We start from the raw sequence: 17,540 nt of genomic DNA, 5'->3' as shown, positions 1-17,540 counted from the left end.
CGATCTTTTCCAAGTTGGCCAACCTTCGGAAGGGGGAACCGCCATGCCCGCACTCGCTCTCCTCGTCGAGCAACTCGTCCAGTGGAAGTACGGTGTCGCAGGCGCCGTCGGCCTGCTGCTCATCTCCGTCGGTATCGAGACCAGGAGCCACAAGGCCCTCTCCGCCGGCGCCGTCCTGCTCGCCGTGCTCCTCGCGGGCCCGGCGCTGTGAAGCCGCACGCGTTCTAGGAGCTGAGCAGGAGCTCCGAACTGATCGTCTCCCACAGCGCGTCGAACCACCGCCGCGACTGCTCCACGAACGCGGCGTCGCGCTCCCCGGCACACCGCTCGAAGGCGAACAGCATCGAGCGGGTGCCGTCGGCGTCGTACAGCTGGAGCTGCTCGTGCTCGATCTCCCGCTCCCGGCGCTTGAGTGTGTAGTACGCGAACAGCGCCTCCACCCCGTTGAGCAGGTACAGCTTGACCGGCGGGGTGAACGGCAGGGCGCGGAAGGAGACCTGGACGTCGATGTCGTGCGTGGTGCGCAGGGCCAGCAGGTTCTGCCGCAGCACCATGCCCTGGGCGTTGCGCTGGGCCAGCCAGCGCCGGTGCAGCAGACCGTGGTCGTCGGCGTGCACCGGGGCCGGGAAGGCGAGGTCGATGTCGCGGCTGGGCAGCAGCACCCGGACGTCGATCTTGGCCGGTTCCAGTCGTCCCGCGTGGATCTCCCGCAGCGGCTCGCCGACGGCCAGGGTGAGCGAGACCGAGGTCAGGCACAGCGCGTCGATCCGCACGTGGGGGACGGCGAAGGCCTCCGCTATCCGGGGCGCGAGCCCGACCATGGTGGGCTGCGGCGGCGCGCCCGGCCCGGTCGGCAGCCGGACCCGTCCCGGTGCCGCCGCCACGGTGGCCGGACTGCCCTTGGACACGTTGGTGAGCAGGTGCTCCGCATGCAGGATGCGCAGGGCCTGGCGCACGGCCGCGCGTTCCACGCCGAACTCGACGGCCAGCTCCGCCTGCGTGGGCATGCGCTGGCCCGGCCGCAGCACACCGGTCCTGATCCGGCTGCGCAGTTCGTCGGCGATGTCGCGGTGGGACGGGTGGGGCCGGTGTGACCTCGTCCGTCCACTGGCGGAGACGTGCTCCAGGTCCACGGACAAACACTACAACTTCCCGCCAACTTACGGCAGTTCAGCGACAGCTGGTTATGAGCCGCTTCCCAACGGACATAAGTACGGTGAAGTTGGCTGCCAACTTGCACGACATGGTCAAGCTTTCCAGTGGTTGGCCGATCGGGCTCCCTTCCGGAGGGGAGCCGGGAGCCCGGGCAGGGGACGGCCGGCGAAGCGCACAGTCACAACTGAACACGACAGGGCACAGCCACAACTGAACACCGCCAGCACAGCCACAACTGAACAGCTCGCTACGGATGCACAGTCGAAAGCCACCGGGAGAAGGGAGCGATCAGAAGATGTCCGGGCACCAAGGACGCCCGGACGAGCGGAACAGGGCGTCGGCCTTCCGGGCGGCGCCCTCACGTTCTTCCCCGACCCGCCCGAGCGCCGCGAGCCGCAGCACGGACTCACCGCCGAGCCAGACCGAGGCCAACTCGGCGACGTCGAGCGTGAGATCGGCACTCTCCCCGGTGGGCGCGCAGGACGCCCCCTCCGGCGAGGCCTGAAGCCGGAACCTCCCCCCGGCCAGACCGGCACGGTCCACGACCTCCAGGACCAGCGTGCCCGTCCCGTCGTACGTCCGCGCCTGAAGGGCCCGTACGACGTCCAGGATCCGCACCCACAGCCAGTCCGCGTGCTCGGTGATCCGGGCGGCGCGCGGATCGGGGAGGTAGTGGGGCAGCAGGTCGTCGGGGCCGCGGTAGCCGCTCTTGACCTTGGTGATCCAGTCGATCGAACACAGGTAGTGCCACAGGGCGCGCTCGGCCGCCGTGGTGGTGGCGGTGAGCCTGAGCACGCTGGCGGTCTGGTCCGGCTGCTTGCCGGTCCAGGTCTCGTCGGACTTGTACGCCACCAGGCCCTGGACCTCGCCGTCGGCCGCGCGGTGGACGGCGTAGAACGGCTCGGTCCAGTCGGAGCCGAGCCGGACGGCTCCGGTGTTGAACTGCCACCACAGCTCGTTCCGGCTGACCGCGCCGGGCTGGATGCGACGGAACCGCTCGTGGAACTCCGGGCCCAGCTTGCGGACCTCCGCCCCGTCCACGAGCTCGATACGGCCCCCGTCGTCCGGGCCCGGCCAGCGCGGATCGAGACCGGCCCGGGGTACCTCGACGGTCCACTCGGTCGTCCAGGTGGCCGGGCCGAAGCCGTAGCGGCCGTAGATGGGGTACTCGGCGGCGATCAGCGTGGCGACCACGTCACCGCGCTCCTTCGCCGCCGCGAGGTCCCGGTTCATCATCTGCGTGAGCAGGCCACGGCGGCGGTGGGTGGGGCTGACGGTGACGTTGCTGATCGCGTCCGCCGGGACCAGGCCGCCGCCCACCGCCGTGAGCTCCTGCGTGAAGGAACGGAAGGTGGCGACGCACCGGCCGCCGTCGAAGGCCCCGAGCAGCCGGCCCGGCACGAACTGCAGGCGGCGGGCGTCGAGTTCCTCGGGGGTCAGGACGGGTGGCTGCAGAAAGCCGGTGGCCAGCGCGCGCTGCCAGTCCTCGAAATCGGCCTCGGTGACGATCCGGACGTCGCTCATGGGCCCACGGTAGGCGGGCGCCCCGCCGGGTGTCCTCCCGTTTTCGGTGTGCCGTCGTCAGAGCAGCAGGTCGTCCACCTGTGCCTCGCCCTCCCGGTACCGGCGGGCGATCTCCGCGCTGCAGTCGTCGGTCGTACGCTGCAGGAGCTGGCGGCGCCCGGAGACCTCCTGCTCGTACCGGACCAGGCGCCCCATGGCCGCGGTCAGTTCGAGGTCCGTCCGCGCCTGGAGGTCCGACAGCTCGACCTCGGCGAGCATCTCGGCGGCCAGTTGCCGGTACTCCTCGTTGTGCGGGGTGCCGAGCGTGACATGGCGGGCCGAGGAGCGGTGCCGGGCCGGGGCGTCCTTGAGGATCTCCGGGAGCCGGTCGACCACGGAGGCGTCCGCCGGCGCCGGAAGGGAGGCGCGGCCGCGCCGGCACAGCTCCGCCCGCAGGATGTCGATCCGCCCCTGCAGCAGCCGCCGCACATAGCTGAGGTCCGCCTCGTCGCGCTGGGCGTCGCGGCGCAGCGTGCGCAGCTCGGGCAGGCTCAGCCGGGCCAGCTCGGGTTCGGGCGGCTCGGCGGGCAGCGTGGGACCCGGCGGGACCGCCGGAGCGTCAGCGCGCTGGGCGGGCGGCCGGTACGTCCCCTGTGTCCCCAGCCACCCGCTCGTACTCGGTGTGCTCATGTGCTTGTGACCGTCCCCTCGACCGGCGTGTGGAAGCATCGTGCCACCCCAACCGGCCGCTATGTGACCGAGTGCCCCCGAACGGCCCCAGATGGGGGGTTAGAGATCTATAAGGGATCTATGATTGATTCTCTCTGCCCACGTGCCGGCCCACCCGGCAGGATGGTCCGCATGCGTGCGGTGGTGCAGAGAGTGGACGGCGCGAGCGTCGTCGTGGACGGGGAGACGGTCGGCGCGATCGAGGGCGAGGGGCTGTGCGTCCTGGTCGGGGTGACCCATGAGGACACCAAGGAGAAGGCGGCGCAGCTGGCCCGCAAGCTCTGGTCGATCCGCATGCTGCAGGACGAGAAGTCGTGCAGCGACATCGACGCCCCGCTGCTCGTCATCAGCCAGTTCACGCTCTACGGCGACGCCCGCAAGGGCCGCCGCCCCACCTGGAACGCCGCCGCCCCCGGCGACATCGCCGAGCCGCTGGTGGACGAGGTGGTGGCCCAGCTGAGGGCGCTGGGCGCGACGGTCGCCACCGGCCGGTTCGGCGCGAAGATGCGGGTGTCTTTGACGAACGACGGGCCTTTTACGGTGCTGCTGGAGATCTAGGCGCGGGTCGGCCGGGGCTGGCGGCTTGCCGCGCGTGCGGGGTGCCGCTGCGCCCACCCGTGCCGCCCCAGCGGCACGACTGCCCGCAGCGGCGGCGGTGTTTTCGAGTGCGCCGGCCCTGCAGCGCCCCGTAAGGGGCGCGGGGAACTGCGCGAGCACCACCACGCACCCGCAGCCGCATGACTACGGCTCGACAACCACTTCCTGCGCCGCCGCCGTCTCTCCGGCCAGGAGCCTCGCGTCGAGGGGGACGTTGCGCTTGACCAGGGCCAGGGCCACCGGGCCCAGCTCGTGGTGCCGTGCGGAGGTCGTCACGAAGCCGATCTTGCGGCCCTCCGGGCCCTCGTCGGCGAGCCGGATCTCCGTGCCCGGGACCGGGAGGTGGACCTCGCTGCCGTCGAGGTGGAGGAAGACCAGGCGGCGCGGCGGCTTGCCCAGGTTCTGGACGCGGGCGACCGTCTCCTGGCCCCGGTAGCAGCCCTTCTGGAGGTGCACGGCCGTACCGATCCACCCCAGCTCGTGCGGGATCGTGCGGTGGTCGGTCTCGAAGCCGAGCCGGGGCCGGTGCTGCTCGACGCGCAGCGCCTCGTGGGCGAGGAGGCCGGCGGCCGGCCCGTGCTCGGCCGCGAAGGACTCCAGGTCCTCGCGCGGAAGGAAGAGGTCACGGCCGTACGGCGTCTCGCGTACGACGACGCCCTCCGGCACCTCGGCGATGGACCCGGCGGGCAGGTGGACGACCGCGAAGTCGGCCGTGCGGTCGGCGACCTCGACGCGGTAGAAGAACTTCATCGACTCCAGGTACGCGATCAGCGCGTCCTGCGTGCCGGGCTCCACGTGCGCCCAGACGGTGCTGCCGTCGTCCACCAGGTACAGCGCGTGCTCGATGTGCCCGTGCGCGGAGAGGATCAGCGCCTCGGTGGCCTCACCGGCCGGCAGCTCGCTGACGTGCTGGGTGAGCAGCAGGTGCAGCCAGCTCAGCCGGTCCTCACCACTGACGGTGACGACACCGCGATGGGACAGGTCGACGAAACCGGTGCCGTCGGCGAGGGCGCGCTGCTCGCGGAACAGGTCGCCGTAGTGGGCGGCGACGCCTTCGTCCACGCCCTCGGCGGGGACGGCGCCGGGCAGGGACAGCAGGGGGCTCTTCATATGGCAAGCCTACGACGTGGTAGTTGAACTCTTCAGCGAACAGTCCTTGCACCGGCCGAAGATCGCGAAGTGCTTCATGTCGGTGTCGAACCCGAACTGCTGCCGCAGCTTGGCGGTGAACTCGGCGGCCACGTCCACGTCGGCCTCGATCACGTTCTCGCAGTCGCGGCACACCAGGTGCAGATGGTGGTGGCGGTCGGCGAGGTGGTACGTCGGCGCACCGTGCCCGAGGTGGGCGTGGCTGACCAGGCCCAGCTCCTCCAGCAGCTCCAGAGTGCGGTAGACCGTGGAAATGTTGACCCCCGACGCCGTCTTCTTCACTTCCGTGAGGATGGCGTCGGGGGTCGCGTGCTCAAGGGTGTCCACGGCTTCGAGGACAAGCTCGCGCTGCGGCGTCAGCCGGTAGCCGCGCTGCCTGAGGTCGCTCTTCCAGTCGGTGCTCACCACACCGACGAGTCTAGGGCTACGGGCGGGGAAGGCTTACTTGAAGAAGGCGATGCCGTCGTCCGGCAGGTCGTCCGGGAGGGCCTTGGCCCAGCGCTCGACGTCCTCCGGGGTGACGACCTTCTTCAGGTGGGCCGACATGTAGGGGCGCAGCTCGACCTCGGGGGTCTGCTTCTCGCCGACCCACATGAGGTCGCTCTTGACGTAGCCGTAGAGCCGCTTGCCACCGCTGTACGGCTGCGAGGCGGCCGTCCGGGCGACGGCGTCCGTGACCAGGTCGATCTGCGGCTTCTTGTCGGCCATCTCGCCGTACCAGATCTCGATGACGCCGTCGTCGCGGGTCATCGTCACCTCGACCTTGCGGTCGGCGTCGATCCGCCAGAAGCCGTGCTCCGACTCCAGCGGGCGGACCTTGTTGCCGTCGTTGTCCAGCACCCAGGTCTGGGAGTGGTACTCCAGGAAGTCCCGGCCGTCGTGGGTGAAGCTGACCTCCTGGCCGAAGTTGCACTTCTGAGAGCCGGGGAAGTCGTGTACGCCCGCGCCGGCCCAGTTGCCGAGCAGGAAGGCGAGCGGGACGAGGTCCTTGTGCAGGTCGGACGGGATCTCGATCATGAGGGGCGGTTCCTGGGTGGGAGTGGTCAGCGCTGGCCCTGGTACAGCTTCTTCACGGTCAGACCGGCGAAGGCGAGCACGCCGACGCAGACCAGGACCAGCAGGGTTTCGAAGAAGATCTCCACGGGTGCTCCTTGAGCGAGGGTGGGCATACGACAGAGCCGGGGCCCAGCTTACGCGGCCGGGCGCAGGCTCTCCTTGCGAGGTGGTCCGTAACGACATGACCCCGGCGGGCTCAGCCGAGCAGCTGCTGCTGCAGGACCACCGTCTGCTGGAAGGGGATCTCCTTCGCGCCGCCCGGGCGGGACTGCACGACGAGCGCGATGACGTCACCGGAGGAGATGTAGGCCTGCCGGACCTGCTCGGCGCCGTACGGCTGCTTCTCGGCGTACTCCTCCACCAGGCCGTTCCCGTCGGCACTGGCCGCCTCCGGGAACGACTCGTCCATCACGTTGGAGGCAGTCCCGCGCAGGGCCAGCCCCGGGTCCTGGTAGCCGGCGAACTCGTCCTGCTGGACCTCGCCGGCGATCAGGCCGGTCTCGAACTGCAGCAGGTAGATCCGGGTCCGGGTGCCGTCCGGCATGGTCCAGCCGCGGGCGGCGATGTGCCGCAGGCCGTGGTCGGTGAGCTCGCCCTGGAGGGCGTCCCGGTCGTCCTTGTTCGCGTACTCCGCGAGGAGCACCTTCGGCGCCGTCCATCCGTGGTCACCGGCGAGCGCGGGGTCGGCCTTGGCGCCCTTCGGCGCGGGCAGCACCAGTTTGCGCAGGTCGGCGTAGTGGATGTCGGCCGCATTGCCGGGGGCGAAGGGGGCCGGCCGGCCGGCGGGCAGCGGCGGACGGACGATCCGCGGGTAGTCCCAGCGACCGTCCGGGCGCGTGGCGAGGCCGGGGAGGTCGGTGCGCTGCATCCGGGTGATGCCGTACGCCGTCGCGGTGCCGGCCACCGCGAAGACCGCGAGGGCCGCGGTCCAGCGCAGGACGGCCCGCAGGACCCGGCGGTCCTTGACCGTGGGCACCGGGGGCTCCGTGGGCGTCGCGGTCGCCGTGGGCGCCGTGGGCATCGCGGCCTCCGGCTCCGGCTCCGGCTCCGGCTCCGGCTCCGGCTCCGGCTGAGGCTGAGGCTCCGCCAACGGCTCCGGCTGGGGCTCCGGCACGGGCAGCGCGGGGTCGACGGGAATCTGCTGCTCGCTCATACGGCCTTCCCCGGGTCCTTGTCCTTGATGCGGTCGAGCTGTCTGCCGACGAAGACGGCGATGGCGCCGGTGTCGAGCGGGCGGGACCCGGCCGCGTTGACGGTGACGAGCACGTCACCGACGGAGGCGGAGCAGACCATGCGGTCGATCTTCTCGTCGCTCGCCTTGGGCATCCGGAAGCAGGCCGCTTCCTTGTGGCCCGGTATCTCCGGCCCCTTGGGAAAGACCCCGAGGGCCTTGAAGATCTCGTCCCGGCCGGCGGAGAGCTCGCGCACGGACTCGCGGTTCGCCATCCGGACCAGCTCGAAGCTGAGCGTGAAGGACTTGTCGGAACCTCCGTAGCCGTTGAACGGGGCGTAGCTGCGCATCGCCAGGCCCTGGATGTGCTCCTTGTCGATCACACGGTCCATCGCCTGCCGGGTCGCCGACGGCAGGCCGATGATCTCCCGCTTGCGCAGAGCGCTGGCTTCGCGCCCGTCGAGCGCGACGTCGGAGCCGAACTCGCCGATGTCCGGCCCCTGGACGTAGCCCTGGGACCCGGGCCTGTCGTACGGCATCAGCAGGCCGCGCAGTCCCGAGACGTCCGTGCCCTGCTGCTCGTCCTGGCCGCTCCGGTCCGCCTTGGCGGCCTTGGGGAACTTCCAGACGGGGTCCCCGGCATCCCGGTCGGCCCCTGCGACCGTCACCGCGGTGGACCCGACGCCGCCGACGACGGCGAGGGCCAGCAGCGCGACGGCGACGATCCGGCCCACGGGCCGCCGACCGGGGGCCGCTGCGGCCGGCTCCCCGGGCTCGGTGGTCTCCGGCAGACGCGGGTCTTCCGCGAGCGACTCGTTCACAGCCTCGTTCACAGCTGGGCCACCTGCCGCTTCGCCAGATCCATGATCTTGTTCTCGGGGATCGGCCGAGTGTCGCTGATCCATATGTCCATGAAGACGTCACCGCGTGAGGCGATCGCCTCGGCCAGGTACACCGGCAGATAGCCGCTCTTCGTCTCGGGCGTCCGGTGCACGTACACCATGCCGTCGCCGGTCCCGGGGATGGGCGAGCTGCCGGTGTCCGGCACCTGCTCGGCCCACTTCCGCTGGCTCTCCACCTGCTTGGCGGCGCCCGGCTCCAACACCTGGCGGTACTGGATGAGCCGTATCTCGACGTCGTACGTGCCGATCCGCCAGGCGGTCCGGGCCGCGCGCCGGAACTCGGTCCCCAGCTGGTACCGGAAAGCCCCGTTCGGCTGCTCGAAGGTGCTCGCGTAACCAGCCAGGTCCATCCAGCCGTCGGAGCTCCCGAAGTCGTCGGCACGCGCGCCCGCAGGCCGCCTCAGCAGCAGCTTGCGCAGGTCGCCGTCGGTCTTCACCCGGCGGTCGTACGCCGCCGACAGCGGCTCGACGGGTCCCTTGGCCTGGGCGACGACGGGCTGCGACAGCGAGGGCAGCTTCGTGGGCGGGCGGCCGGCCTGGACGACGTAACCGGTGCAGACACCCGCGACGACACCGAGCACGGCGGCCCCCGCGATCAGCGCGGCGGTCCGGCGCCGGCCCGGTCTTTCAGGTGATTCCAAGACGTCTCCCTACAGAACGGGAAGCGCGGGTTCCGTCACCCGCGCCCCACAGGAGACTCATGGCATGCGCATGGAGTTGTGGCGCAGTTGATCACGATTCAGCGCCTGACGCCTTCGACGAACGCGCCCCAGGCGCCCGCGCCGATCAGCAGGGGGCCACGGGTGACGTCCTTGCTGTCCCGCACGGGAACGAGGCCCTGCGCGGGGGCGTTGACGGCGACTTCCAGGCAGTTGCCGCCGTCCTGGTTGCTGTACGAGCTCTTGCGCCAGTCGGCGGCGCGGAGGAGGTCGTCGGAGACCTCGACGCAGTTGCCGCCGTCCGAGTTGCTGTAGCTGCTCTTGCGCCACGTCACGGTGCTCAGGTCGATGACTCGCATGGCGCTTCCTCCAACATCCGCAAGATGAACGTCCGCGACTCGGCGGGGCTCAATGCCAGATCGCGCACGTCATCATAGGTGCGCTGCAGACGCTCAACCTTGCTTGTTTCCTCGATGAGTTCGCCCCGCACGTCGTTCTCCGCGTAAGCCACGGTACGTCCGTCCGGGAGCCGGAGGAACATGGTGTCGGTGCTGTCCATGCCGTGCAGGCCGACGCCGAACGGCAGTACATAGAGGGTGATGTTCGGGCGCTCCGCTGCCTCCGCGAGGTACGCCAGTTGCTCGCGCCACTCGTCGGGGTCACGCAGCGAGTTGCGCAGCACAGCCGCCCAGAGGATGACGCGAAATGGCGGTGCACAGTCCCCCTCCAGCACGTGGCGCCGCCCGATGCGCGCACCGACCTGTTGATCCAGCTCCTCCCCGCTGAGCCCGCCTGCGGCGAGTGCTTCTCGTGCGTACCCAGCCGATTGAAGCAACCCCGGTGGTCGACTCACCGAGTACTGCCAGAGGCTCACCGCCTCGGCCTCCAACACCGTGTACCGCCGGTACCGCTCCTTGAACTGCGTCGGGTCGGCGACGGCCAACTCCCACAGCGTGAGCAGCATTCCGTTCGTGCCGTAGTACTGGTCCAGCGCCTGCACCACCTCCGGGCCGCCCAGTGTCTGGCCGTTCTCCAGCTTGCCGAACAGGGACGCGTCCCAGCCCGCCACCTCCGCCAGGGCCCGCAGGCTCACCCCTCGTTCGGCCCGCAGTAACCGCAGCTCCTCGGCGAAACGAGCCCTCGGCTCCTGGCTCCGCCCCGTGATCGCCCTCCGCTGCGGCACCGCACCCTCCCCAGGCTGTGGAATTTGTGGAATTTGGAGCGCCCGCTGTGGAACTTGCGGCCGTTCCGCTCGTATCCGCCTCCGCGCTGGACCATCCTCGTATCAGCGCAGGAGCACGCAGAGTAGTGCAACTTTCGCATTCCGTACAGATATTGGTAGAAGGGAACAAACCTCATGGGAACGGATCCGGCCACCCCGTTGTACGACCCCGCACGCCTCCGCGCCGACGTCCGCGCCGCGAACCAGCGCGCCCAGGCCATGCCGCCCGATCCCGAGGACCTGAGCCGGCCGCCCCGGCCCGTCCCGGGCTGCCCGGCCTGTCTGGCGCTCGCCGAGCGGCGGGACGCGGCGCGGGCGGCGTACGAACGGAGCGCGGAGACGGACGCCAACGTGCTGCTGCGCCAGCACCAGCGGCAGGAGCACCGCGCATGAGGGGCGAGGGACTGCCGTACGAGGAATGCCGGCGACAGCAGGAGCAGGCCCCGCCGTGCGAGCCGCGCGAGCGGACGCCGGTCTCCCCGGGGTACGCGCTCCCGCCCTTCCACCTGTACTTCGCCGAGCGGGCACGGGAGCGGCGGCGCTCGCGGCGGCCGGTCGACGGGGCCACGGTCAGCGGCGTGCTCACCGCCTTCTGCGTGGCCATGCTGATCGCGACGGTCGTGCTCACGGCTACGCTGCCGGTATGACCAAGAAGCTCGTGATCAAGGTGACGGCCGGGGCCGACGCGCCCGAGCGCTGCTCGCAGGCGTTCACCGTGGCGGCGGTGGCCGTGGCCAGTGGCGTCGAGGTCTCGCTGTGGCTGACCGGGGAGTCGTCCTGGTTCGCGCTGCCGGGGCGGGCGGCGGAGTTCGAGCTGCCGCACGCCGCCCCGCTGCCGGATCTGCTCGAGTCGGTCCTGGCGGCCGGCCGCATCACGCTGTGCACCCAGTGCGCGGCCCGGCGGGAGATCACCGAGAAGGACGTCATCGAGGGCGTGCGCATCGCGGGCGCGCAGGTCTTCGTGCAGGAGGCGCTGGCCGACGGCGCCCAGGCGCTCGTCTACTGACGGCTCAGCGCCTCGGCGGATTCTTGCCGTCCAGCTCGTCCCACCACTCGTCGGACTGGGGATCGCCGGAGGGGTCGTCCCACCAGCGGTCCTCCGGGCCCCGCCGGTTGGCGATCATCGCGGCGACCGGCGGGATGACCATGGCCACGATGCACATGCCGACGGCGGCCGGGACCGACCAGATACGCACGACTCCCCAGGCCAGGACGAAGAGCCCGATGCAGGTCCCCATCATGGCGAAGTAGATGTGACGCCGCCGTGCGTACATAAGTACAGGGTAGGACGGGCCGTACCTGTCACAACTGATCGACAATCGGCGACCGGGCAGCGCCCGCAGGGTTACCGTGGCGTACCGAAGACCGCTCTCGCTCCGGGGGAACACCACATGCGCGCCCTGCGAATACTCCTCATCCTCGTCGTGATCCTGGGTGGGCTGTTCGTGATCGCGGACCGGGTGGCCGTGCACTTCGCCGAGGGCGAGGCCGCCGACAAGCTGAAGTCGACGGAGAACCTGGCCTCGACGCCGGACGTGAACATCAAGGGGTTCCCCTTCCTCACCCAGGTCGCGGGCGGGTCGCTCGACGACGTCGAGGTGGGGATCAAGGACTACGAGGCCGCGACCGGCACCGCCGGGAAGACGATCCGGATCGACGACCTGAAGGCCGACATGAAGGGCGTCTCCTTCTCCGGCGACTACAGCTCCGCCACCGCGGCCAGCGCCACCGGCACCGCGACGATCTCCTACGCCGAGCTGCTGAGGACCGCCAAGTCGGAGCCGACCGAGGTGGCGCCCGGGGTCAAGGCCCGGGTCGTGGGCCTGTCCGACGGGGGCAACGGCAAGATCAAGGTCGCGGTCCGGGTGACCGGCAGCTTCCTGACCGTGCCGATCGACCGGACGGTGTCCGTGCTCAGCACGGTGACCGTCGTGCACGACAAGGTCGAGGTGCACGCGGACTCGCTGCCCAAGCTGGCCGCGATCTCCCTGGCCGAGAACCGCGTCCGCAACATCACCGACTTCCAGCAGGCCATCGACCACCTCCCGGGCGGCATCGAGCTGGACAAGGTGCAGGCCGCGCAGGACGGTGTGCAGGTCAGCGTGAAGGGTTCGGACGTCAAGCTGGCGGGGTAGGAAGACCGCCGGGTGGACCGGCGGTGGACCAACCTCGTCCGACTGGCGAGACGGTCACGTCCGTACCGTAGATCCAGTCGGCCCCACGAGCGCCTGCGAACCGTCCCGCGACGGTGCGGGCGCTCTTCTCATCCCGCCATACGGACGATCGTGTCTCGTCATATGACATGCCGGTGACACGCCCACCCGGACGTCCCTACGATCGAGCCCATGAAGCGACAGGCGGATCTCACGAAGCGGCGGGCAGTGGACCTGTGCCGCGTTGCCGCCATGCTCTGTCGCCCCTTCTGAGCGAAAGTCCCCGACTTCCGCATCCCTCAGCCGCCCTGCTGGAAGGGCACCCGTGCGCCGCCCGGTTCCCGAGCGCGCGCATCCCCGTACCCGCACGCCCCGCCGCAACTGCCCCGGAGGAGAAAGAGCATGAGCCGCACCGACGTCCTGGTCGACGCAGACTGGCTGCAGGAGCACCTGGACGACCCGGCCATCGCCATCGTCGAGGTGGACGAGGACACGTCCGCCTACGAGAAGAACCACATCAAGAACGCGATCCGCATCGACTGGACCAAGGACCTCCAGGACCCGGTCCGCCGCGACTTCATCGACCAGGAGGGCTTCGAGAAGCTCCTGTCGGAGAAGGGCATCGCCAACGACACGCTGGTGATCCTGTACGGCGGCAACAACAACTGGTTCGCCTCCTACGCCTACTGGTACTTCAAGCTCTACGGCCACGAGAACGTCAAGCTCCTCGACGGCGGCCGCAAGAAGTGGGAGCTGGACGCCCGCGAGCTGGTCCCGGGCGACGAGGTCCCCGAGCGCCCGAAGACGGACTACAAGGCCAAGCCGCAGGACACCTCGATCCGCGCCTTCCGTGACGACGTCGTCGCCGCGATCGGCTCGCACAACCTGGTCGACGTGCGCTCCCCCGACGAGTTCTCCGGCAAGCTGCTCGCCCCGGCGCACCTGCCGCAGGAGCAGTCGCAGCGTCCGGGTCACGTCCCGAGCGCGCGCAACATCCCGTGGTCGAAGAACGCCAACGACGACGGCACCTTCAAGTCGGACGAGGAGCTCAAGGAGCTCTACGCCGAGGAGAACGTGGACCTCACCAAGGACACGATCGCCTACTGCCGCATCGGTGAGCGCTCGGCCCTGACCTGGTTCGTGCTGCACGAGCTGCTCGGCGTGGAGAACGTCAAGAACTACGACGGCTCCTGGACCGAGTACGGCTCCCTCGTCGGCGTGCCGATCGAGCTCGGCGCGAACAAGTAAGCCAACAGGTATCCCCCTCCCGACCGGCCTTCCGGTCAGACCCCTCTGGAGAAACAGCATGTGCGGAGCGAAGGCCGGCGGCCCGGACGCCTCGACGATCAAGCCCGGTGAGACCACGATCCAGGGTCAGGTGACCCGCGACGGCGAGCCGGTGACGGGCTACGTCCGTCTGCTGGACTCGACCGGCGAGTTCACGGCCGAGGTGCCCACCTCGGCGACCGGCCAGTTCCGGTTCTACGCGGCCGAGGGCACGTGGACGGTCCGGGCGCTCGTCCCGGGCGGGACGGCCGACCGCACGGTCGTCGTGGCGGAGAAGGGCGCGCTGGCCGAGGTCGCCATCGCGGTCTGAACGGGCTCGCGCGAAGCAGCGGCACAGTGACGGTCGAAGGGCCGCACCCCTGGGTTGGACGCCAGTGGGGTGCGGCCCTTCGGCATGTGCGGGCGGCCGTTGCTAGCGCGCAAGGCGTCCTTGCGCCAGTAACGACACGCTTGCCGCTGGGGTAGCGACTTGTCATAAGATCATCCAAAAGGTCTAGCGGTGTATCAATTCCCCTTTGTTCGTGGGGATTTGACGACTCCTTCAGGAACGAGGAGCCGCGGGTAAGTGCCGTAATTCCCCCGAATGGTGCACAAAAACCAGGTCTCCGGACATTCCCGACATGACAGCCATGGCGGTCGGTCCGTACGTTCATCACGACCGGCCAACGAGTCGGCGTCTCAGAGACTGGAGTTGCACCATGAAGTTCTCGCGTTCCACCGTCGTCACGGCCTCTGCCCTGGGTGCAGCGGCCCTGGCAGCGACCGGCGTCACCTACGCCTCCGCTGCCTCCGCGCCCGAGGCGGCGCCGGCCGCTCCCGCCCCCGTGGCGGCGCCGGCGGCCCCCGCCCCTCTCGCAGGAGGCGGCAACGGCAACAACAACGGCAACAACAACAACGGCAACGACAACAACAACAACGGCAAGGGCAACGAGGGCAAGGGCAACGAGGGCGGCGGCCGTGAGGGCGGCCGTCGGCACTTCGAGGGCCGGATCGAGATCAACGAGCGGTCCTACTCCGCCCACCCCGGTGACTGCATCACCGTGGTCAGCGGCCTCGGCGCGAAGACCCTGAACATCCGCAACGACAGCCACCGGGTGGTCGAGGTCTTCCGTGGTGCGGTCTGCGACAACGGCGCCCCTGTCGCCACCGTCGGACCCTTCAGCCAGAGCGACGGCGTGCGCGTCCGCCAGACCCGTGGCATCCACGTCCACGACGGTGTGGTCGGCAGCTTCCGCGTGGTCGGCCACGAGGGCTGGGGCTGGGGCGGCCGCGACGGCGGTCACGACGGCGGCTGGGACGGCGGCTGGGACGGCGGTGACGGCGGCGACGGCGGCCGGTAATCCACAGTCCCTTGCGAGATAGGGAGCCCCGGCCCGCCGGAATCGGGCCGGGGCTCCGGCTTTGTCCGGGTGCGGACGACGACAGGGCCTAGCCGAGCGCCCGCCCCAGCACCCACACCACCGGCGCGGCGGCGGACAGCGGCAGCGCCACGCCGGCCGTGAAGTGCACGAACCGGGACGGGTAGTCGTAACTGGCGACGCGGTGACCGACCAGCGCGCACACCCCGGCCGCCGCCCCGAGCAGCGCACCCTTCGCGCCCAGCCCGGTCATCCCGCCCACGGCGATCCCCGCACCCGCCGCCGCCATCAGCGACACCACGACCGACGCCGGTCCCGGCAGCGGCAGGGCCCGGGCCAGGACCGCCACCGCCACCGCCGCGGCGCCCACGGACACCGCGTGCGCGTCGGCGCCGAGGTAGCCGGTGGCCAGGACCGACAGCGCCGCCGAGACGACCGTCGCCATCAGGCCGTACATCCGCTCGTCCGGCGAGGCGTGCGAGCGCAGCTGCAGGACCAGCGCCAGCAGCACCCAGATGCCGAGCGGGCCGAGGATGGCCGCGGGGGCGTGGTCACGGCCGGCGGCGAGGACAGCCGCGTCGGCCGCCAGCCCGCCCAGGAACGCCAGGGCGATGCCCTGCCGGGCCGGCCACATGCCGTTCAGCCGGAACCAGCCCGCCGCCGTCACGCCCTGGAGCACCACGAGCGGCACGACCAGCGCGTACGAGGCGACCGGTGCCGTCGCGGCCAGCAGCAGACCCAGCACCGCGGTCAGCAGCGCCGGCTGCATACCGGGCTCGATGATCGGCGAACGGCCCTCCAGGCGCGCCCGCTGCGCATCGGTGATCCGGGCGTTCCCGGCGACCGTGGCGGGGCCGTAGGACGGCCCGGAGTCCGCTTCGGCCTGCGGCGCGGGTGCGGACGCGGGCGTGGGCGGCGCGGGCTGCGGCTCCGGTTGCGGAGCGGCCGCGTACTGCTGCTGATGCTGCGGGTACTGGTGCTGCGCGTACTGCTGCTGGTGCTGCGGGTACTGCTGGTACTGCCCCTCGTACGACTGCGCGGGCGGCACGTACGCCGTCCCGGCCGCCTCGGCCGGCATCTGCATCGAGGCATGGGTGTGCGTGTCCCAGGTCCGGCCCTGCCACTGCTGGGTGTTCTGGGGGTCGTAGCCCTGCTGCTCGTGCTCGTACCCGGCCCAGTGCTGCTGGTACGGGTCGTGGCCCTCGTAGGGGCCGCCCTGGTACGGCTGCTCGCCCTGATAGGGCTGACCGCCCTGATACGGCTGGTCGCTCATCGCCTCACCCTCCTGCGAACGGCGGGAGCACCTCGACCGTGCCGCCCTCGGCCAGCCGTACCGTCTCATGCGCGCGCGTCCCGACGGGGTCACCGTCGACGAGGAAGGAGCATCGCTGCAGCACGCTCGTGAGTTCACCGGGGTGTCGCGCGCGCACGGCGGCCAGCGCGTCGGCGAGCGTCTCCGCGTCGTACGGCTCCTCGGCGACACCGGCCGCGGCCTTGGCGGCGGCCCAATAGCGCACCGTGACCTTGGGCATCTGTTTCCTCAATCGACGGCAGGAAAGAAATAAGAGTGCTGTCAGGCTAGCCCGCCCTGGCGGCCGCCCATTCCCCGATCCGGCCCAGCAGGGCGTCGTCCGCCGCGTGCTCGGCGTGGCCCATGCCCGCCTCCACCCAGAGTTCGCCGTGGTCACCGGCCGCCTCGGCGAGCATCCGCGGATGGTCGAGGGGGAAGTAGCCGTCGCGGTCGCCGTGCACGATCAGCAGCGGTGTGGGGGCGATCCGCGGGACCGCTTCCCGCGGGGAGAGCGGGACCGGGTCCCAGTCGCGGTGGTGGATGCGGGTGCGCAGGCCGTAGCGGCCGACCAGGCGGCCCTCGGGCCGGGTGACCAGCCAGTGCAGGCGGCGCATGGGGGCCGTGCCCCGGTAGTACCAGCGGGCCGGGGCGCTGACCGAGACCACCGTGTCGACCGTGCCGCGGTTCAGGGCCGCGTGCCGCAGGACCACCGAGCCGCCCATCGAGAAGCCGACGGTCGCCACGCGCGCGTGCCCGAGGCCCCGGGCCCAGGCGACGGCGGCGGCCAGGTCCAGCACCTCCTTGTCGCCGACCGTGGAGCGGCCGCCGGAGCGCCCGTGGCCGCGGAAGGAGAAGGTGACGACCGCGCCGTAACCGCGCAGCACGCCCGCCACCCTTCGTACGTGCGGACGGTCCACGTCCCCGGTGAACCCGTGGGCGACGACGAACACCAGGTCACGCGCGGGCGAACGGCGGGCGTCCGGATCGGATCCGGAGGTTTCGTATACGACGGGGCCCGGATCGTATACGGAATCGATCGGAATTCCGTCGGCCGTGCGCAGAAACGTCCGGATAGGCGCCTGTCTGCGTGTCTCGCGATTCGGACGAACGGTGGAATGCGCCACTTGACCTGCCGGACGGTTCCTCATGTGGGCTATTCTGCTGGGCAGAGGACTCGGGCAGCGCAGCCCCCGGGTCCTTTTGTGCTTTCGGAAGCGTTGTATACGAAGTGGGAAACCTCAGGTGAAGACGCCGGGGTGACCGCGGGTGTACGGGGCCTTCGGGATCGCAGAGCAGTGCCCGTCCGCA

25 protein-coding genes are annotated in these 17,540 nt (G+C 70.6%); 10 read left to right on the top strand and 15 right to left on the bottom strand.

What is annotated here, in order from left to right:
* Positions 1–43: 43 nt before the first annotated feature.
* Positions 44–211, top strand: coding sequence for a hypothetical protein (locus FB563_RS42945; RefSeq protein ID WP_167528489.1), 168 nt, complete (start codon positions 44–46; stop codon positions 209–211).
* Positions 212–224: 13 nt separating this feature from the next.
* On the opposite strand, the gene FB563_RS15800 is transcribed toward FB563_RS42945, so the two are convergent.
* The 3 genes from FB563_RS15800 to FB563_RS15790 form a co-directional block, all read right to left on the bottom strand.
* Entirely contained in the window at positions 225–1,139 is a 915-nt protein-coding gene (locus tag FB563_RS15800) for a winged helix-turn-helix domain-containing protein (protein WP_055706572.1), read from the bottom strand.
* 304 nt (positions 1,140–1,443) lie between these two features.
* On the bottom strand, positions 1,444–2,679 hold the full coding sequence (locus FB563_RS15795; protein ID WP_055706573.1) for a GNAT family N-acetyltransferase: 1,236 nt from the start codon (positions 2,677–2,679) through the stop codon (positions 1,444–1,446).
* Between the two features lie 57 nt (positions 2,680–2,736).
* Positions 2,737–3,348 carry an RsiG family protein gene (locus tag FB563_RS15790; RefSeq protein ID WP_055706574.1) on the bottom strand — a complete coding sequence of 204 codons (612 nt, stop codon included), beginning with the start codon at positions 3,346–3,348 and terminating at the stop codon, positions 2,737–2,739.
* A 171-nt stretch (positions 3,349–3,519) separates the two neighbouring features.
* Between FB563_RS15790 and dtd the strand changes: the two genes are divergently transcribed.
* Positions 3,520–3,945: a D-aminoacyl-tRNA deacylase gene (gene dtd, locus FB563_RS15785; protein WP_055706575.1), complete on the top strand. Its 426-nt coding sequence runs from the start codon at positions 3,520–3,522 to the stop codon at positions 3,943–3,945.
* Positions 3,946–4,128: 183 nt separating this feature from the next.
* Here the strand turns inward: dtd and ygfZ are convergent, their stop codons facing one another.
* The 8 genes from ygfZ to FB563_RS15740 form a co-directional block, all read right to left on the bottom strand.
* A complete protein-coding gene (gene ygfZ / locus FB563_RS15780) occupies positions 4,129–5,094 on the bottom strand; it encodes a CAF17-like 4Fe-4S cluster assembly/insertion protein YgfZ (RefSeq protein ID WP_055706576.1) in 966 nt (321 codons plus the stop codon).
* A 9-nt stretch (positions 5,095–5,103) separates the two neighbouring features.
* Complete coding sequence (locus FB563_RS15775) at positions 5,104–5,541, bottom strand: Fur family transcriptional regulator (protein WP_055706577.1); 438 nt, start codon at positions 5,539–5,541, stop codon at positions 5,104–5,106.
* 33 nt (positions 5,542–5,574) lie between these two features.
* A complete protein-coding gene (locus FB563_RS15770; RefSeq protein WP_055706578.1) occupies positions 5,575–6,150 on the bottom strand; it encodes a heme-binding beta-barrel domain-containing protein in 576 nt (191 codons plus the stop codon).
* Positions 6,151–6,385: 235 nt separating this feature from the next.
* Positions 6,386–7,342: a hypothetical protein gene (locus FB563_RS15760; RefSeq protein WP_234357775.1), complete on the bottom strand. Its 957-nt coding sequence runs from the start codon at positions 7,340–7,342 to the stop codon at positions 6,386–6,388.
* Positions 7,339–8,193: a hypothetical protein gene (locus tag FB563_RS15755; RefSeq protein ID WP_055706579.1), complete on the bottom strand. Its 855-nt coding sequence runs from the start codon at positions 8,191–8,193 to the stop codon at positions 7,339–7,341. The genes FB563_RS15760 and FB563_RS15755 overlap by 4 nt, the downstream gene beginning before the upstream one ends.
* Positions 8,190–8,903: a hypothetical protein gene (locus tag FB563_RS15750; protein ID WP_063797082.1), complete on the bottom strand. Its 714-nt coding sequence runs from the start codon at positions 8,901–8,903 to the stop codon at positions 8,190–8,192. Before FB563_RS15750 ends, FB563_RS15755 begins: the two co-directional genes overlap by 4 nt.
* Before the next feature lie 98 nt (positions 8,904–9,001).
* The gene (locus tag FB563_RS15745) at positions 9,002–9,280 is read right to left on the bottom strand and encodes a DUF397 domain-containing protein (protein WP_055706580.1); all 279 of its coding nucleotides are present in this window, start codon (positions 9,278–9,280) and stop codon (positions 9,002–9,004) included.
* Positions 9,262–10,104 carry a helix-turn-helix domain-containing protein gene (locus FB563_RS15740; RefSeq protein ID WP_055706581.1) on the bottom strand — a complete coding sequence of 281 codons (843 nt, stop codon included), beginning with the start codon at positions 10,102–10,104 and terminating at the stop codon, positions 9,262–9,264. Before FB563_RS15740 ends, FB563_RS15745 begins: the two co-directional genes overlap by 19 nt.
* A 174-nt stretch (positions 10,105–10,278) precedes the next feature.
* Between FB563_RS15740 and FB563_RS15735 the strand changes: the two genes are divergently transcribed.
* From FB563_RS15735 to FB563_RS15725, 3 genes are read left to right on the top strand one after another with little or no spacing between them, the layout of a single operon-like run.
* Entirely contained in the window at positions 10,279–10,536 is a 258-nt protein-coding gene (locus tag FB563_RS15735; RefSeq protein WP_234357776.1) for a hypothetical protein, read from the top strand.
* A complete protein-coding gene (locus tag FB563_RS15730; RefSeq protein ID WP_055706582.1) occupies positions 10,533–10,790 on the top strand; it encodes a hypothetical protein in 258 nt (85 codons plus the stop codon). Before FB563_RS15735 ends, FB563_RS15730 begins: the two co-directional genes overlap by 4 nt.
* Entirely contained in the window at positions 10,787–11,149 is a 363-nt protein-coding gene (locus tag FB563_RS15725) for a DsrE family protein (protein ID WP_055706583.1), read from the top strand. The genes FB563_RS15730 and FB563_RS15725 overlap by 4 nt, the downstream gene beginning before the upstream one ends.
* 4 nt (positions 11,150–11,153) lie before the next feature.
* Here FB563_RS15725 and FB563_RS15720 read toward each other — a convergent pair whose 3' ends face one another.
* The gene (locus FB563_RS15720; RefSeq protein WP_055706584.1) at positions 11,154–11,417 is read right to left on the bottom strand and encodes a DUF3099 domain-containing protein; all 264 of its coding nucleotides are present in this window, start codon (positions 11,415–11,417) and stop codon (positions 11,154–11,156) included.
* Positions 11,418–11,534: 117 nt separating this feature from the next.
* Between FB563_RS15720 and FB563_RS15715 the strand changes: the two genes are divergently transcribed.
* The 5 genes from FB563_RS15715 to FB563_RS15695 all read left to right on the top strand — a co-directional run bounded on the left by FB563_RS15715 (position 11,535) and on the right by FB563_RS15695 (position 14,923).
* Positions 11,535–12,278 carry an LmeA family phospholipid-binding protein gene (locus FB563_RS15715; protein ID WP_055706585.1) on the top strand — a complete coding sequence of 248 codons (744 nt, stop codon included), beginning with the start codon at positions 11,535–11,537 and terminating at the stop codon, positions 12,276–12,278.
* A gap of 210 nt (positions 12,279–12,488) precedes the next feature.
* Entirely contained in the window at positions 12,489–12,569 is an 81-nt protein-coding gene (locus FB563_RS45455; protein WP_350751515.1) for an Ms5788A family Cys-rich leader peptide, read from the top strand.
* A gap of 129 nt (positions 12,570–12,698) precedes the next feature.
* Complete coding sequence (locus tag FB563_RS15705) at positions 12,699–13,544, top strand: sulfurtransferase (RefSeq protein WP_055706586.1); 846 nt, start codon at positions 12,699–12,701, stop codon at positions 13,542–13,544.
* Between the two features lie 58 nt (positions 13,545–13,602).
* Complete coding sequence (locus FB563_RS15700) at positions 13,603–13,893, top strand: DUF1416 domain-containing protein (protein ID WP_043502058.1); 291 nt, start codon at positions 13,603–13,605, stop codon at positions 13,891–13,893.
* A gap of 388 nt (positions 13,894–14,281) precedes the next feature.
* On the top strand, positions 14,282–14,923 hold the full coding sequence (locus tag FB563_RS15695; RefSeq protein WP_063797083.1) for a hypothetical protein: 642 nt from the start codon (positions 14,282–14,284) through the stop codon (positions 14,921–14,923).
* Between the two features lie 88 nt (positions 14,924–15,011).
* On the opposite strand, the gene FB563_RS15690 is transcribed toward FB563_RS15695, so the two are convergent.
* Genes FB563_RS15690 through FB563_RS15680 form a run of 3 tightly spaced genes read right to left on the bottom strand, consistent with a single transcriptional unit; the run spans position 15,012 to position 17,380 of the window.
* On the bottom strand, positions 15,012–16,214 hold the full coding sequence (locus FB563_RS15690; protein ID WP_055706587.1) for a hypothetical protein: 1,203 nt from the start codon (positions 16,212–16,214) through the stop codon (positions 15,012–15,014).
* A gap of 4 nt (positions 16,215–16,218) precedes the next feature.
* Complete coding sequence (locus FB563_RS15685) at positions 16,219–16,473, bottom strand: MoaD/ThiS family protein (RefSeq protein WP_055706588.1); 255 nt, start codon at positions 16,471–16,473, stop codon at positions 16,219–16,221.
* A 46-nt stretch (positions 16,474–16,519) separates the two neighbouring features.
* Entirely contained in the window at positions 16,520–17,380 is an 861-nt protein-coding gene (locus FB563_RS15680; RefSeq protein ID WP_107100636.1) for an alpha/beta hydrolase, read from the bottom strand.
* Positions 17,381–17,540: the final 160 nt, after the last annotated feature.

Origin of the sequence: Streptomyces puniciscabiei (genome assembly GCF_006715785.1) — a bacterium.
Lineage (GTDB): Bacteria > Actinomycetota > Actinomycetes > Streptomycetales > Streptomycetaceae > Streptomyces > Streptomyces puniciscabiei.
Note: the sequence above shows the minus strand (reverse complement) of the source record. Positions and strands in the feature narration are given on the sequence as shown.